Source organism: Novosphingobium sp. Sphag1I, assembly GCF_056279125.1.
On the sequence record NZ_JBWBQS010000010.1, the window covers coordinates 167,241 to 181,126 of the forward strand.

Sequence of the window (13,886 nt, forward strand, 5' to 3'; positions counted from 1 at the left end):
GTTAAGGGCCCCCGCCCTTAACCCGCCGGAGGCAAATGTGCCCCGTTAAACCGCCCGCACCATCACCGATACCGACGCCATACCATTGTCCACCGCCTCCGGCTTATCAATCCGTATCCGCGCCCAAAGGACGCTGCCCATCCCCAGACAAGCCTCACCCAATTGCCGGGCGAAGCTTTCGATCAGGTCGATGTGGGTGCGCGCCAGATGTTCCGCCGCCGCGCCAACGTCGCGGTAATCGACGGTCTGCTCCAGACGATCAATCGCGCCGACGCCAAGGCCCAGTTCGGCAAAGATTACCAAGGGTTGCCGCCGCCCGATTTCGCCATGATTGACGCCGACGGCGGCCATCACCTCAAAACCCGACAGGCGCACCACCGTTTCGGCGACTTCGGAAGCCGCCGACTGCGCGGGGCGCAGGGAGATCACACTTTCCATACGCCCCGCCTCCTGTATCAGCCCGGAAAAACCACGGTGCGATGGCCATTGAGGAACACGCGGTCCTCCAGATGGGCCTTGACCGCCTCGGCCAGAACGCGGCGTTCGATGTCGCGGCCCTGACGGACCAGATCTTCGGGCGCGTGGGCGTGGGTGATGTTACCCACGTCCTGCACAATGATCGGACCTTCATCAAGGTCGGCGGTAACGTAATGCGCCGTCGCACCGATCATCTTGACCCCGCGCTCATAGGCCTGGTGATAGGGCTTGGCACCCTTGAAGCCGGGCAGGAACGAGTGGTGGATGTTGATGCAACGACCCGACAGGAACCCTGCCAGATCATCGCTCAGGATCTGCATATAACGCGCCAGCACCACCAGATCGGCCCCCGTTTCGGTCACGATGGCCTTGATCTGCGCTTCCTGTTGCGGTTTCGTGTCCTTGGTAATCGGCAAGTGATAGAAAGGCAGATCACCGATCAGGCTGGTCGTGATATGCTTGCGATCATGGTTGCAGATGATGGCCACCACATCCATGTCGATTTCGCCGATGCGCCACCGATAAAGCAGGTCGCCAAGGCAGTGGTCAAACTTGCTGACCATCAGCACGACCTTCTGCTTTTCGCCATTGACGCGCAGGCGCCAATCCATGCCATGTTCAGCCGCCAGATCGCCGAAATGGGCGCGCCATTCCTCGGCCGAATCGCCCTGCGGCAAGGCAAAGACAACGCGCATGAAAAAGCGGTCAGTGATGCGGTCATTGAACTGTTGTGCGTCAAGGATGTTGCCCCCGCGCCCCGCCAGATAGCCCGCCACCTTGGCCACAAGGCCGGGTTGGTCGGCACAGGACAGGCTGAGCGTACAAACAGTGTCGTGGTCAGACGTGGTCACTTGCATTGATCCTTTCTCTCTCCCGCCGGCGCGTCGCGCGCGCCAGCGCTTATTCCTTCGCGTGCAGGCGCTTATTAGCCCCGCGATGCCCGATATCCGTTGATCCACGCCACGGTCTTTTCCAGTCCGCCAAAGGGATAGAAATGCAACCGGACCGGTCCATGCCGTTCATCCAGCCCCTTGGCAAGCGCATCGACCAGCTTGTCCGGCCCGGCGCTGCCCAAAAGCTGGGTGATCGAAATGCCATATTTGGCCAGAACACTGGCCGAGGCGCCCACCCCGCAACGCGCGGCAAAGCGCATCAGCGTCTTGATGCCCGCCGGCCCCGGAACGCCGATCCGCACCGGCGCCGTGATCCCGCGCAACCGCAGTTGCTCCAGCCAGTTGAGAGCCGCATCGGGATCAAACCCGAATTGCGTCACCACCAAAGGCGCCATGCCGCGCGCATCAATATCGACACATTTGCGGGCCAGCACCTCCCAGCACTGCTCCTGCGTCATGTTGGGATGCCCTTCCGGGTGGCCGCCCACGCCGATCGCCTTGATCCCGGCCTTTTCAAACAAGCCGGTCGCGATCAGTTCACTGGAGTCATTATAGGGGCCAGCGGCCTGTTCCGGGTCGCCCGCGATAACGAAGCAGCGCTTTACGCCCGCTTCCTGAACGACGGTGTTGAGGTAATCTTCGAACTCAGCCTGACTGGCGATGCGGCGGGCGGAAAAATGCGGCATCGGTTCAAAGCCCAACGCGCGCACAGCCTTGGCCGCCGCGATTCGCGCCGGGGCTTCTTCGCCGGGAAGGAAGGTGACGGCGATCGGCGTCTCGGCAGGAATGTTAGGCGCGGCCGCGCGCAGCGAATCGCCATCCTTTGCCGTGATTTCCAAGGAAAATCCGTCGGTAATGCCGTTCGGCGCCCGCTCCCAATTGGGATGAATCTGCGAAATGGCCACCATAGTCCTCTGCCCTTTCTCTTTGACGCCCGCGGATGAAGGCTTTCGCGCCTGCGTCATCCCGGCCATCCATTTTGTATGCGACACTTACTAAAACGAAATGTGTGCAACATGGAAGTACTCTCTAGCGCCGACCGATAATTTCGTATAGATGAATTTTTCATGGACGAGAAAAATACGGGTGACGATGTCTGAAAACCTCCCTTTGCTGCTGGTTCCCGGCCTGATCTGCGATTCGCGGGTCTTTGCCGCGCAATGCGCCGCTTTTCCGTTTGCGCGCGCTTTGACCGGTTGGGGGGCGGTTTCCTCGCTGGTCACCATGGCGGAAAAATTGCTGGCCGATGCGCCGGAACGCTTTGCTCTGCTGGGCCATTCCATGGGCGCGCGCGTGGCGATCGAGGTTGCCCGCCTTGCCCCGCACCGCGTCGAGCGACTGGCGCTGGTTTCCACCGGCACACATCCCGTTGGCGCCGGTGAGGCCGAAAAGCGCTACGCCCTGCGCGACAAGGGGCGTGAGCATGGCATGGCGGCGCTGGTTTCCGACTGGCTGCCCCCGATGATTGCGCCCGACAATCGCCCGGCCCTGATGGCGCCGCTGACCACCATGTGCTTGGAACAGGGCCTTTCCGCCTTCGAAGCGCAGATTGAGGCCTTGCTCTCGCGCCCGGCGTTGGAGGATTTCCTGCCGACGCTATCCATGCCCGTCCTGTCCTGCACTGGCGCACTGGACGCATGGAGCCCGCCCCAACAGGCCCAAGCCATTGCCGACGCCATCCCCGGCGCCACACTGGAAATCGTGCCCGAGGCTGGCCATTTCCTGCCCATTGAAAGGCCGCAAGCCTTCAACAACATCATCGCGGACTGGCTCCACCAGCCTGCCTGACCAACACGCAACCTTCGCTGCAAGATTGACCCCAAGGAGAGAAGAATGACCCAAAGCCTGCAACAAGTCCTCGATGCCAGCGGCGACATTGTCGAAATGCTGCGCAACGCGCAGGTTGGCCCCAACGTCTATCCCGGCGTTCCGGCTGAATATTCGAACTGGCGCACCGAACAGCAGGCTTGGGCCAAGACCGCCGTGCTGTTCAACCAGTCGTACCACATGGTTGATCTGGAAGTGTCGGGCCCCGATGCTTTTGCCATGCTCAACTATCTGGGAATCAACAGCTTCAAGGGCTTTGTCCCCGACCGCGCCAAGCAATTCGTGCCCGTCACGCCCGAAGGCTATGTGATCGGTGACGTGATCCTGTTCTATCTGGGTGAAAACCTGTTCAATCTGGTCGGCCGCGCGCCCGCCATCGAATGGGTCGAATATCACGCCGCCACCGGCAAGTGGGACGTCAAGGTCGAGCGCGACGAACGCTGGGCCATGCGCACCGATGGCAAGCGCAAGAGCTACCGCTTCCAGCTGCAAGGCCCCAACGCGATGGCCGTGCTGTCCAAGGCGCTGGGCTATGCCGCGCCGGATCTCAAGTTCTTCCACATGACCACGCTGGAATTCGGCGGTGCGAAGGTGCGCGCGCTGCGTCACGGCATGGCGGGTCAGCCGGGCTATGAACTGTTCGGTCCGTGGGAAGATTACGCCGCCGTCCACGGCGCGCTGGTCGAAGCGGGCAAGGAATTTGGCCTGACGCTGTGCGGTGGTCGCACCTATTCGTCGAACACGCTGGAATCGGGCTGGATCCCCTCGCCGCTGCCCGCCACCTACACCGGCGAAGGTTCCAAGGGCTTCCGCGAATGGGCCAGCGCCAACAGCTACGAAGCCAAGTGCTCGATCGGCGGTTCCTATGTGCCCGACAGCATCGAAGGCTATTACCTGACCCCGTGGGATCTGGGCTATGGCCCGTTTGTGAAGTTCGACCATGACTTCATCGGCCGCGAGGCGCTGGAAGCCAAGGCTGCGGGTCCGCACCGCCGCAAGGTGACGCTGGCTCTGGACAATGAAGACGTTATGCGCGTCCAATCCTCGGCCCTGTCAAAGGGCGACCGCGCCAAGTATATGGAATATCCCAGCGCAGTCTATTCCATGCACCCGTTCGATCAGGTGCTTCAGGACGGCAAGCTGGTCGGCCTGTCCACCTGGATCGGTTACACCGCCAACGAGGGCAAGTTCCTGACGCTGGCCATGGTGGATGAAAGCGTCGCCACGCCCGGCACGCAGGTCACGCTGTTGTGGGGTGAACCCGATGGCGGCACGCGCAAGCCCACCGTCGAGCGTCACGTTCAGACCGAAATCAAGGCCGTGGTCGCCTCGGTGCCCTATTCGGAAGTGGCGCGTGACGCCTATGCCGACAGCTGGCGCAACCGTCAGGCCTAAGGCTTGGTGCAGAAACCCCCGGCCCGCAAAGGCCGGGGGTTTTTCTTTTAGCGAAGTACGCGGCCCGCCACCGCATCCAACCGCGCCAGCAAAGCCGAATCACGCTGCGCCGGGGCCGTGGCAAAGGCGCCATCCAGCGCGCGATCAATCGGGCTTGCCTCGCGGGTTTCGGGCAAGAGGCGGACCAATTCACGCACCGCCGCTCGGGCCAGCGCCGCATTGGCCTTCATCGTGGCGAAAACCTCATGGGCCTCGACACCCGCCTCCTCGTCGCGCCAGGCGTCATAATCGGTCACCATGGCCAGCATCGCATAGGGAAGCTCAGCCTCGCGCGCCAAACGCACTTCGGGAAAGCCGGTCATGCCGATCACATCGGCGCCCCATCCGCGATACATCCGGCTTTCGGCGCGGGTGGAAAATTGCGGGCCTTCGATGGCAATATAGGTGCCGCGCGGATGCACGGTGCCGCCCGCATGATGGGCCGAAATCGCCAGCAATTCCGCCAGACGCGGGCACACCGGATCGGCCAGCGCCAGATGGGCCACCATGCCTGTGCCAAAAAAGCTGCGCGCGCGGCCTTCGGTGCGGTCGATCATCTGATCGACGCAAACGAAATGGCCCGGCGCATATTCCTCTCGCAGCGACCCCACCGCCGAGAGCGAGACCAGATCCGTAACGCCGCAGCGTTTCAGCACGTCGATATTGGCGCGGTAATTGACCTCGCTGGGCGGGATGGCGTGGCCGGGTCCGTGGCGCGGCAGAAAGGTCATGCGCACGCCGTCGAGTGTGCCAGTGGTGACGCTGCTGCTGGGCGCGCCGAACGGGCTTTCGACGGCGATCTCCTGCGCATTTTCCAGCCCGATCCCCTCGGCCAGACCCGATCCGCCAATCACCCCGATATGCCATGCGCTCATAAGGCTCAAACTCCTGTATCCTGCGCGCTGACTAGGACGGATTGCGCTTTTCGTCAAAATTCCTTGCACTTGCCAATCACGGCCCGCCTGTGCAGTCTGCGCGCGAAAGGAAACCCATATGCTTTTGATTGGCCAGTTCGACAGCCCCTTTGTCCGCCGCGTCGGCATTGCGATGACGATTTACGGGATGGCGTTCGAACACAGCCCGTTTTCAGTGATGGGCGATGGCGACAAATTCGCCCACCTCAACCCCTTGAAGCGGGTGCCGACACTGGTGCTGGACGATGGCGAGGTGTTGATCGAGAGCGGGGCGATCCTTGATTATCTCGACGAAACCCACGGCCGCGACAAGGCGTTGATCGCCCCATCCGGCCCGGCGCGGCGCGCGGCGTTAAAGCGTATCGCCACGGCCACCTCGATTGCGGACAAGGCGGTCTCCTATTTCTACATGCGCAAATTTGGCGGCGGGGTCGATCCCTTCTTCTCCACCCGCAGCGAAGGGCAGATCCGCGATGGGCTGGCCGCATTGGATGCCGAATGTGCGGCGCGGGATGGCGATTGGTGGTATGGCGAAACGCCGGGCCATGACGACATTGCCGTCGCGGTGGTGGGGCGCTTCGTGTCCGAGGCCTATGGCTGGCTGGTATCGCTGGCCGACTATTCCGCGCTGACCGCCCATTGCGCCCGCGCCGAGGCCCGCCCCGAATTTCAGGCAATCCAGCAGGAATTCATCCCGCCAAGCTGACGAAAAAGGGCCGGGATTCAACCCCCGGCCCTTTCCCATTACGCCACGCTCATGTTCAGTGCGCCATCGCCCTCGTCGATGTTGACCGTGCTGCCATCGGGCACTTCGCCGCCCAACAGCTTTTCGGCCAATGGGTCCTGCACATAGCGCTGAACGGCGCGCTTCAACGGCCGCGCGCCATAGATCGGGTCATAGCCCACCCGGCCCAGCCAGCGCTTGGCCGCCTCGGTCAGGTCGAGCGTGATCTTGCGATCCTTGAGCAGCTTCTGCACCCGCGCCACCTGAATATCGACGATGGGCGCCATATGCTCCTGACCCAGCCGGTGGAAGAGGATGATCTCGTCCAGGCGGTTGAGGAATTCAGGGCGGAAATGGCCGCGCACCACTTCCATCACATGCGGCTCGACGCTTTCCACATCGGCCCCATCGGGCAGATTGGCAAGGAACTGGCTGCCCAGATTCGATGTCAGGATGATCAGCGTGTTGGTGAAATCCACCACGCGCCCCTGCCCATCGGTCAGGCGGCCATCGTCGAGAACCTGAAGCAGCACATTGAACACATCGCTGTGCGCCTTTTCCACCTCGTCGAACAGCACGACCTGATAGGGCCGCCGCCGCACCGCCTCGGTCAGCACACCGCCTTCATCATAGCCGACATAGCCCGGAGGGGCGCCGATCAGACGCGAAACGGCGTGCTTCTCCATGAACTCGCTCATGTCGATGCGCACCATCGCGCTGTCATCGTCGAACAGGAACCCGGCCAGCGCCTTGGTCAGCTCGGTCTTGCCCACGCCCGTCGGGCCGAGGAAGAGGAAGCTGCCCAGAGGACGGTTGGGGTCCTGCAAACCGGCGCGGGCACGGCGGACGGCTTTGGAGACGGCCACGACCGCATCCTTTTGGCCAATCACGCGCTTGCCGATCACCTCTTCCATGCGCAGCAGCTTTTCCCGCTCGCCCTGAAGCATGCGCTCCATGGGCACGCCGGTCCATTTGCTGACCACGGCGGCAATGTCGTCGGCGGTCACTTCCTCACGCAGCATGGCGTTTTGCGCCTGAGACTGCGCCTCGACCAATTGCCGCTCCAGTTCGGGGATGCGGCCATAGGACAGCTCACCCGCGCGGGCCAGATCGCCCTTACGCTGTGCCTGTTCCAGCTCGATGCGGGCGGCATCAAGCTGCTCCTTGATCTTGCCCTCGGCGGCAATCTTGTCACGCTCGTTCTGCCAACGGGTGGTCAGTTCGGCCGACTTCTGCTCGGCATTGGCCAGTTCCTCGCGCAAGGTGGCCAGCCGATCCTTGGACGCCTGATCCGATTCCTTGGCCAGCGCCATTTCCTCGATCTTCAACTGGATGATCCGCCGGTCGAGATTCTCGATTTCCTCCGGCTTGCTCTCCACCTCCATGCGGATGCGGCTGGCGGCCTCATCCATCAGGTCGATGGCTTTATCGGGCAGGAATCGGTCGGCGATATAGCGGTTCGACAGGGTGGCTGCCGCGACAATCGCATTGTCGGCGATCCGCACACCATGGTGCAGCTCATACTTTTCCTTGAGGCCCCGCAGGATCGAGATCGTATCCTCCACCGTCGGTTCGCCCACGAAAACGGGCTGGAACCGGCGCTGGAGCGCTGGGTCTTTCTCGACATACTTCTGGTATTCATCGAGCGTGGTCGCGCCGATGCAGTGCAATTCGCCGCGCGCCAGAGCGGGCTTGAGCAGATTGCCCGCATCCATCGCACCTTCGCTTTTGCCCGCGCCGATCAGCGTGTGCATCTCGTCGATGAACAGGATGATCTCGCCTTCCGCGCCCTTCACCTCGTCGAGGACAGCCTTGAGGCGCTCCTCAAACTCGCCGCGATATTTGGCACCCGCGATCAGCGCGCCCATGTCGAGCGACATCAGGCGGCGATGCTTCAAACTGTCGGGCACATCACCATTGGCAATGCGCAGCGCCAACCCTTCGGCAATCGCAGTCTTGCCCACGCCTGGTTCACCGATCAGCGCGGGGTTGTTCTTGGTCCGGCGGGCAAGGATCTGCACCGTGCGGCGAATTTCCTCGTCACGACCGATCACCGGGTCCAGCTTGCCATCTCGCGCCGCCTGCGTCAGATCGCGGGCATATTTCTTCATCGCATCATAGGCGTTTTCCGCGCCCGCGCTGTCCGCCGTGCGTCCGCCGCGCAATTGGGTGATCGCTGCCTCCAACGATTGCGGCGTCACATTGGCGGCCTTCAGCGCCTGTCCCGCCGCCGTGGTGGTGGCCAGAGCCAGCGCGACAAGGATGCGTTCGACCGTGACGAAACTGTCGCCCGATTTGGTGGCAATCTGTTCGGCGCTGTCCAGAACGCGCACGGCATCATTGTCGAGGCCCGGTTGCGCTTGCGCGCCCGATCCCGACACCGCCGGGATCTTGGCCAAAGCCTTGTCCACCTCGGCGCTGGCAATCGCCGGGTTGCCGCCCGCGCGCTGCAACAGCCCGCTGGCCATGCCCTCGCTGTCCTCCAGCAGGGCCTTCAGAATATGTTCCGCCGTGATGCGCTGATGGTTCAGGCGGATCGCCAGGGTTTGCGAGGCTTGCAGGAAACCCTTGGCGCGGTCAGTAAACTTTTCGAGGTTCATGGGGTCGGTTCCTCCGTTGCCTCACAAGGTAGTGTGACAAAATCGCCACACAAGCCCTTGCAACAAGAAATTACCGCCCCATGTTCTTCCGTTCCTTGATACGGAACAATCCGGTTGAGCGATGAGAAAGATCATCGCTCAACGAACGCTCAAACGCCGCGCGGGCTTACTTGACGGCCCTCGACGCACCCGGCGCATAGGTGTCGCCAAAGAAGTCACCCTTGAACCACAGCGGCGGCGTATCGCCATCGGCCATGGCGCGGGTGATGCGATAATTGGCCTCGGCAAAACGGGCGCCCGCGCGCCAGTCCCATGCCTGATTCATATCGTCGTTGGGCTGGTGATAGGTCTTGGCCAGAAACGCCTCATTGGCCGCCGCCCCGCCATTGGCATAGCCGGTGGCGAGGAACACGGCCGGCACACCCTTGCGCACAAAGCGATAGTGGTCCGAACGCACAAAGATCGTTTCGGCCGGGATCGGATCGGGCGAGAGGCTCACCTGCATCGGCTTGACCGCATTGGCCACAATCGGCCCCAGCGTCGAATGATCCGCGCCATAGGCCACCACATCGGTAAAGGGATAGAGCAGCACCGGCATGTCCAGATCGACATTGCCCACAATGCTGGAAGCCGGAACGGTGGGATGGTTGGCGTAATAATCCGCGCCCAGCAGGCCCTTTTCCTCGGCCGTAGAGATCAGGAACACCACCGAGCGGCGCGGCCCCTTTTTGTCCTCGGACAGGACGCGGGCAACCTCAAGCGTGGTTGCGCTGCCCGCTGCATTATCCATCGCGCCATTATAGATGCGGTCCTTGTCCGGTGCATCGCCCGGCTTGGGTGCGGCAATACCTAGGTGATCGAGGTGGCCCGACAGCACCACCGTCTGATCCTTCAGATCGCTGCCCGGCAGCATGGCGACGATGTTCGGGCTGGTGACGCGCTCGGACTTGCTGTTCACAAAAGCGTGAAGCGTGGTCTTGAGGGCAAAGCCCTTGGGACGACCGCCCACCTTATCCGCCTCAGCCCGGATTTGCGCCAGCGTGCGCGGGCCGCCCGCCAGCAGCGCCGATGCGGCCTCATCGCTCACCGATCCGGCAAGGCGGATGCCGGGGGCCGCCTCATTGGCTTTGCCGTCCTGACCCACCCATGCGTAATTGGGATAGAAAGCATATTGCAGCGCCCGTTCCCAAGGGCGCACCTTGGCCGAGGCATTGGTGGCCACCGTGATCACGCCAATCGCGCCATGGGCCTGGGCCATCTGCGCCTTGGTGGCAGACAGATGCGCGCCCTCCTCGCTGGCCATGCCGGTGGGATAGCCGCGCAGGACGACGACGATCTTGCCCTTTACGTCCAGCCCTTTGTAATCATTGATGCCGATCAGATCATTGTCGATGCCATAGCCCACGAATACCAGAGGCGCGGTGATATCAAGTTTCGGCTCATTGGCGCTGGCCGACACCATCACCTGCTTGCCATGTTCGAAATTCACTTTGCCCTTGGGGCCGGTGATTTCCATGCCTGCGGGGCCATCGGCATAGGAGGTCTTCTGGAACGTAATGCGTTGCAGCCAACCACGCTTGCCATCCGCCCCGATGTCCCCCATCGGCGTCAGGCCCAGCGAGGCGAAACGCTGGGCCACAAAGCGGGCGGCGATCTCATGCCCCTTGCTGCCCACATCGCGCCCTTCGAGCAGGTCATCGGCAAAAAAGGCGATGTCGGATTTGATACGCTCTGCCGAAAAACGCGGGTCGAGCGGCAGGTCCGCTTCGGCGCGGATCGGGGCTTCGGGCTTGGCCGCAGGAATGGCGGCAACCGGGGCACCGGCTTCTTCATACATCGCCTCGGTGGCCTCGACCGATTCAATGGCACGGGCGGGGCTGACCAACAAAAGCGCGGGGATCAGGCAGGCGGAAAACTTCGCAACAGCAGGCATGCATCTCTCATTTCGGGAAATTGACATGCATGTCAGCATAAGGCCGAATTCTGAACAGGCAAGCGGCCCAAAGCCCCTAAAATTCGCAAGGTTCATCCTTGCGACAGGTCGGGGATGAAACTACCCATAGTGTATCCAAAGATGGGAAACACCATGCGTCACCAGATTTCCGCGCCGCTTCTGGCACTTGCCCTCACCCTTTGCGTTCAGCCCGCTTTTGCCCAGACCGCAAATGCTCCGGCCCCGGCCCCGCTTTCGGAACTGGTGAAAAAGGTCGATATTCCCTACGAAAGCTTCAAGCTGTCGAACGGCCTGACGGTTCTGGTCCATACCGACCGCAAGGCGCCGATCATTGGCGTGACCACCTATTACCGCGTCGGATCCAAGCATGAGCCGCGCGGCAAGACCGGCTTTGCCCATCTCTACGAACACCTCTTCTTTGGCGGCAGCGAGAACGTCCCCAATTTCGATGTGCCTCTGGAGGCGGTCGGTTCGACCAGCACCAATGGCAGCACATGGTACGATCGCACCAATTATGTCGAAACCGTGCCGACCGGGGCTTTGCCGCTGGCGCTTTTCCTTGAAAGCGACCGCATGGGGCACCTGCTGGGCGCGGTGACGCAGGACAAGCTGGATAAGCAACGCGGCGTGGTTCAGAACGAAAAGCGTCAGGGCGACAACCAGCCCTATGGCCTTTTGCGCTATGCCGAAACCGACGGGCTGTTTCCGGTCGGCCACCCCTATCGCCACCAGACCATCGGTTCGATGGCCGATCTGGACGCGGCCAGCCTGACCGATGTGCGCCATTGGTTCACCGATCACTATGGGCCGAATAATGCGGTGCTGGTGCTGACCGGCGATGTGGATGTGGCGACGGCCCGCCCGTTGGTCGAAAGGTATTTCGGCGACATCCCAACGGGTCCGGCGGTCAAGCCGGTGGTCGCAGGGCCGGTAACGCTCAAAGCCCCCAAGCGGATTGAATTGCAGGACAAGGTCGCCACCACGCGCATCATGCGTATCTGGTCCGCGCCGGGCATGAATGACAAAGATGCCGCCGCGCTGGATGTGGGGATGAGCGTCCTTGGCGGGCTGGCGTCCTCGCGGCTGGACAATGCGCTGGTGCGGGGCAAGCAGGTGGCCGTTTCGGTCAGCGCCGAATTCGAGGCACATGAACAGGTCAGCTTCCTTGAAATCTCGATGGATGTGAAACCGGGCGTGCCGCGTGCCAAGGCCGAGGCGGCACTGGACGCGGAAATTGCGCGGTTTCTTGCCACCGGACCGAATGCCGATGAAGTCAAGCGGGCCGCCACCCGGTCGGTGTCCGCCGAAATCGGATCGCTCGAAGTTGTCGGCGGATTTGGCGGCAAAGGCACCACGCTAGCCGAGGGGCTGATGTATTCGGGCGATCCGGCGCAGTATAAAAAGGATCTGGCCGAACTGGCCGCCCTGACCCCGGCGCAGATCAAGGCGGCGACCGGGCGTTGGATGAAGCGCCCCGTTCTGGCCATCGCCGTTACGCCGGGCGAGCGCAAGCAGAAGGGCGAATTGCTGGGCGGTTGGGGCGATGAGGCGACGCGCCCCGCGCCCAAGCCCGACGCCAAGGCGCCCGTCCCCCCCGTCCCGCAATCCCCCCCGCGCAAAGCGCCCGAGGTTGCGCCGGTGGGCGAACTTGCCTTTCCCACGGTTCAGCACGCAACGCTGTCCAACGGCATGCCGGTCACGCTGGCCCGCCGCACCGCCGTGCCCAAAGTGTTGGTCAGTATCGGGTTTGATGCAGGCGTTGCCGCCGACTCGCTCAACACGCCGGGCACGCAGGGGTTGATGCTCTCGATCCTGAAGGAAGGGACCGTCAAGGACGCCACCGGCGGGGTGAACCGCAGCGCGGTGCAGGTGCTGGAGGAAGAGGAGCGTCTGGGCGCAAGCATCGAGACGGGCAGCAGTCTGGACACAAGTTCGATCACGCTTTCGGCGCTGTCGGCCAATCTGGCGCCTTCGCTCTCGCTGATGACCGATGTGTTGCTGCATCCCGCGTTCAACCCCGCCGAAGTGGCGCGGGTCAAAGATCAGCGTCTGGCGGCGCTGGCCCAGACCATGGCCAATCCGCGCGGTGTGGCGCTGCGGGCGATCAATCCGTTGCTGTTTGGGCCGAGCCATCCCTATGGCCATGCTTCGGACGGGCTGGGCAATGCGGCCTCGCTCAAGGCGCTGACCACGCAGGATTTGCGCGCCGCGCATGACCAGTGGCTTCGCCCTGATCTGGCCCGCGTGACGGTGGTGGGCGATATCACGATGGAGGAATTGCTGCCCAAGCTGGAGGCGGCGCTGGGCGCGTGGAAGGCTCCGGCCAGCCCCAAGCCGGTCAAGGCGATCACGGCGGCGGCCCCCACGCCGCGTCCGCGCATCGTGCTGATCGACCGCCCCGGTTCGCCGCAATCCATGATCGTTGCAGGCAAGGTCTTGCCGGTTGATGGCCGGGCACCGGGTCAGGAGGCGCTCGACCTTGCCAATGAAGTGCTGGGCGGCGGGTTCCTCTCGCGCCTCAACCTCGACATCCGCGAGGAAAAGGCGTGGTCCTATGGCGTATCGACCGCCGTGCGCCAGCCTCTGGGCGCGCGCAGCATGATCCTCTTCGCGCCGGTCCAGACCGACCGTACCGGCGATTCCATCAAGGCGATGATTGCCGATATGAAGGCCTTTCCGGGGGCAAAACCCGTCAGTGCCGAGGAATTGCAGCGCGTGACCGATGGCAATATCCGCGGCCTGCCCAACAAGTTTGAAACCAATGGGCAAGTGCTGGGCGCGATCGCATCCAATGAACGTCTTGGGCGGCCCGACGACTATTACCGCAAGCTGCCCGCGCTCTATCGCAGCATCGATGCCAAAGCGCTGGAGGCCAAGGCGGCGGAATATCTCCAGCCCGATGGTCTGACCTTCGTCGTCGTGGGCGACAAGGCCAAGGTCGAGGCGCAGTTGAAGGATGTCGGGTTGCCGGTGGAGGTGTCGGGGGGCAAGTAAATTTGCCTCCGGCGGGCAAAGGGACTTGGTCCCTTTGCAATCCCGATTACGAGGTAGTGCCTTGATTGC

10 protein-coding genes are annotated in these 13,886 nt (G+C 62.7%); 4 read left to right on the top strand and 6 right to left on the bottom strand.

The window, feature by feature from the left end; genetic code table 11:
* Positions 1–45: 45 nt before the first annotated feature.
* The 3 genes from ACZ9HU_RS13480 to ACZ9HU_RS13490 all read right to left on the bottom strand — a co-directional run bounded on the left by ACZ9HU_RS13480 (position 46) and on the right by ACZ9HU_RS13490 (position 2,278).
* Positions 46–438 carry a dihydroneopterin aldolase gene (locus ACZ9HU_RS13480; protein ID WP_476105649.1) on the bottom strand — a complete coding sequence of 131 codons (393 nt, stop codon included), beginning with the start codon at positions 436–438 and terminating at the stop codon, positions 46–48.
* 17 nt (positions 439–455) lie between these two features.
* On the bottom strand, positions 456–1,328 hold the full coding sequence (purU, locus tag ACZ9HU_RS13485) for a formyltetrahydrofolate deformylase (protein ID WP_476105650.1): 873 nt from the start codon (positions 1,326–1,328) through the stop codon (positions 456–458).
* A 74-nt stretch (positions 1,329–1,402) separates the two neighbouring features.
* Entirely contained in the window at positions 1,403–2,278 is an 876-nt protein-coding gene (locus ACZ9HU_RS13490; protein ID WP_476105651.1) for a methylenetetrahydrofolate reductase, read from the bottom strand.
* Positions 2,279–2,462: 184 nt separating this feature from the next.
* On the opposite strand from ACZ9HU_RS13490, the gene ACZ9HU_RS13495 reads away from it, so the two are divergent.
* Positions 2,463–3,158, top strand: coding sequence for an alpha/beta fold hydrolase (locus tag ACZ9HU_RS13495; protein WP_476105654.1), 696 nt, complete (start codon positions 2,463–2,465; stop codon positions 3,156–3,158).
* 45 nt (positions 3,159–3,203) lie between these two features.
* On the top strand, positions 3,204–4,592 hold the full coding sequence (desA, locus tag ACZ9HU_RS13500) for a syringate O-demethylase (protein WP_476105657.1): 1,389 nt from the start codon (positions 3,204–3,206) through the stop codon (positions 4,590–4,592).
* Positions 4,593–4,639: 47 nt separating this feature from the next.
* On the opposite strand, the gene mtnP is transcribed toward desA, so the two are convergent.
* On the bottom strand, positions 4,640–5,506 hold the full coding sequence (mtnP, locus tag ACZ9HU_RS13505; RefSeq protein WP_476105659.1) for an S-methyl-5'-thioadenosine phosphorylase: 867 nt from the start codon (positions 5,504–5,506) through the stop codon (positions 4,640–4,642).
* Between the two features lie 118 nt (positions 5,507–5,624).
* Here mtnP and ACZ9HU_RS13510 point away from each other — a divergent pair, with 118 nt between their 5' ends.
* Positions 5,625–6,251 carry a glutathione S-transferase family protein gene (locus ACZ9HU_RS13510; protein WP_476105661.1) on the top strand — a complete coding sequence of 209 codons (627 nt, stop codon included), beginning with the start codon at positions 5,625–5,627 and terminating at the stop codon, positions 6,249–6,251.
* A gap of 38 nt (positions 6,252–6,289) precedes the next feature.
* On the opposite strand, the gene clpB is transcribed toward ACZ9HU_RS13510, so the two are convergent.
* Positions 6,290–8,869 (bottom strand): ATP-dependent chaperone ClpB, encoded by a 2,580-nt coding sequence (clpB, locus tag ACZ9HU_RS13515; protein WP_476105662.1) that lies wholly within the window; start codon positions 8,867–8,869, stop codon positions 6,290–6,292.
* Between the two features lie 166 nt (positions 8,870–9,035).
* The gene (locus ACZ9HU_RS13520) at positions 9,036–10,802 is read right to left on the bottom strand and encodes a M28 family metallopeptidase (RefSeq protein WP_476105664.1); all 1,767 of its coding nucleotides are present in this window, start codon (positions 10,800–10,802) and stop codon (positions 9,036–9,038) included.
* 153 nt (positions 10,803–10,955) lie between these two features.
* On the opposite strand from ACZ9HU_RS13520, the gene ACZ9HU_RS13525 reads away from it, so the two are divergent.
* Positions 10,956–13,817, top strand: coding sequence for a M16 family metallopeptidase (locus ACZ9HU_RS13525; protein ID WP_476105666.1), 2,862 nt, complete (start codon positions 10,956–10,958; stop codon positions 13,815–13,817).
* Positions 13,818–13,886: the final 69 nt, after the last annotated feature.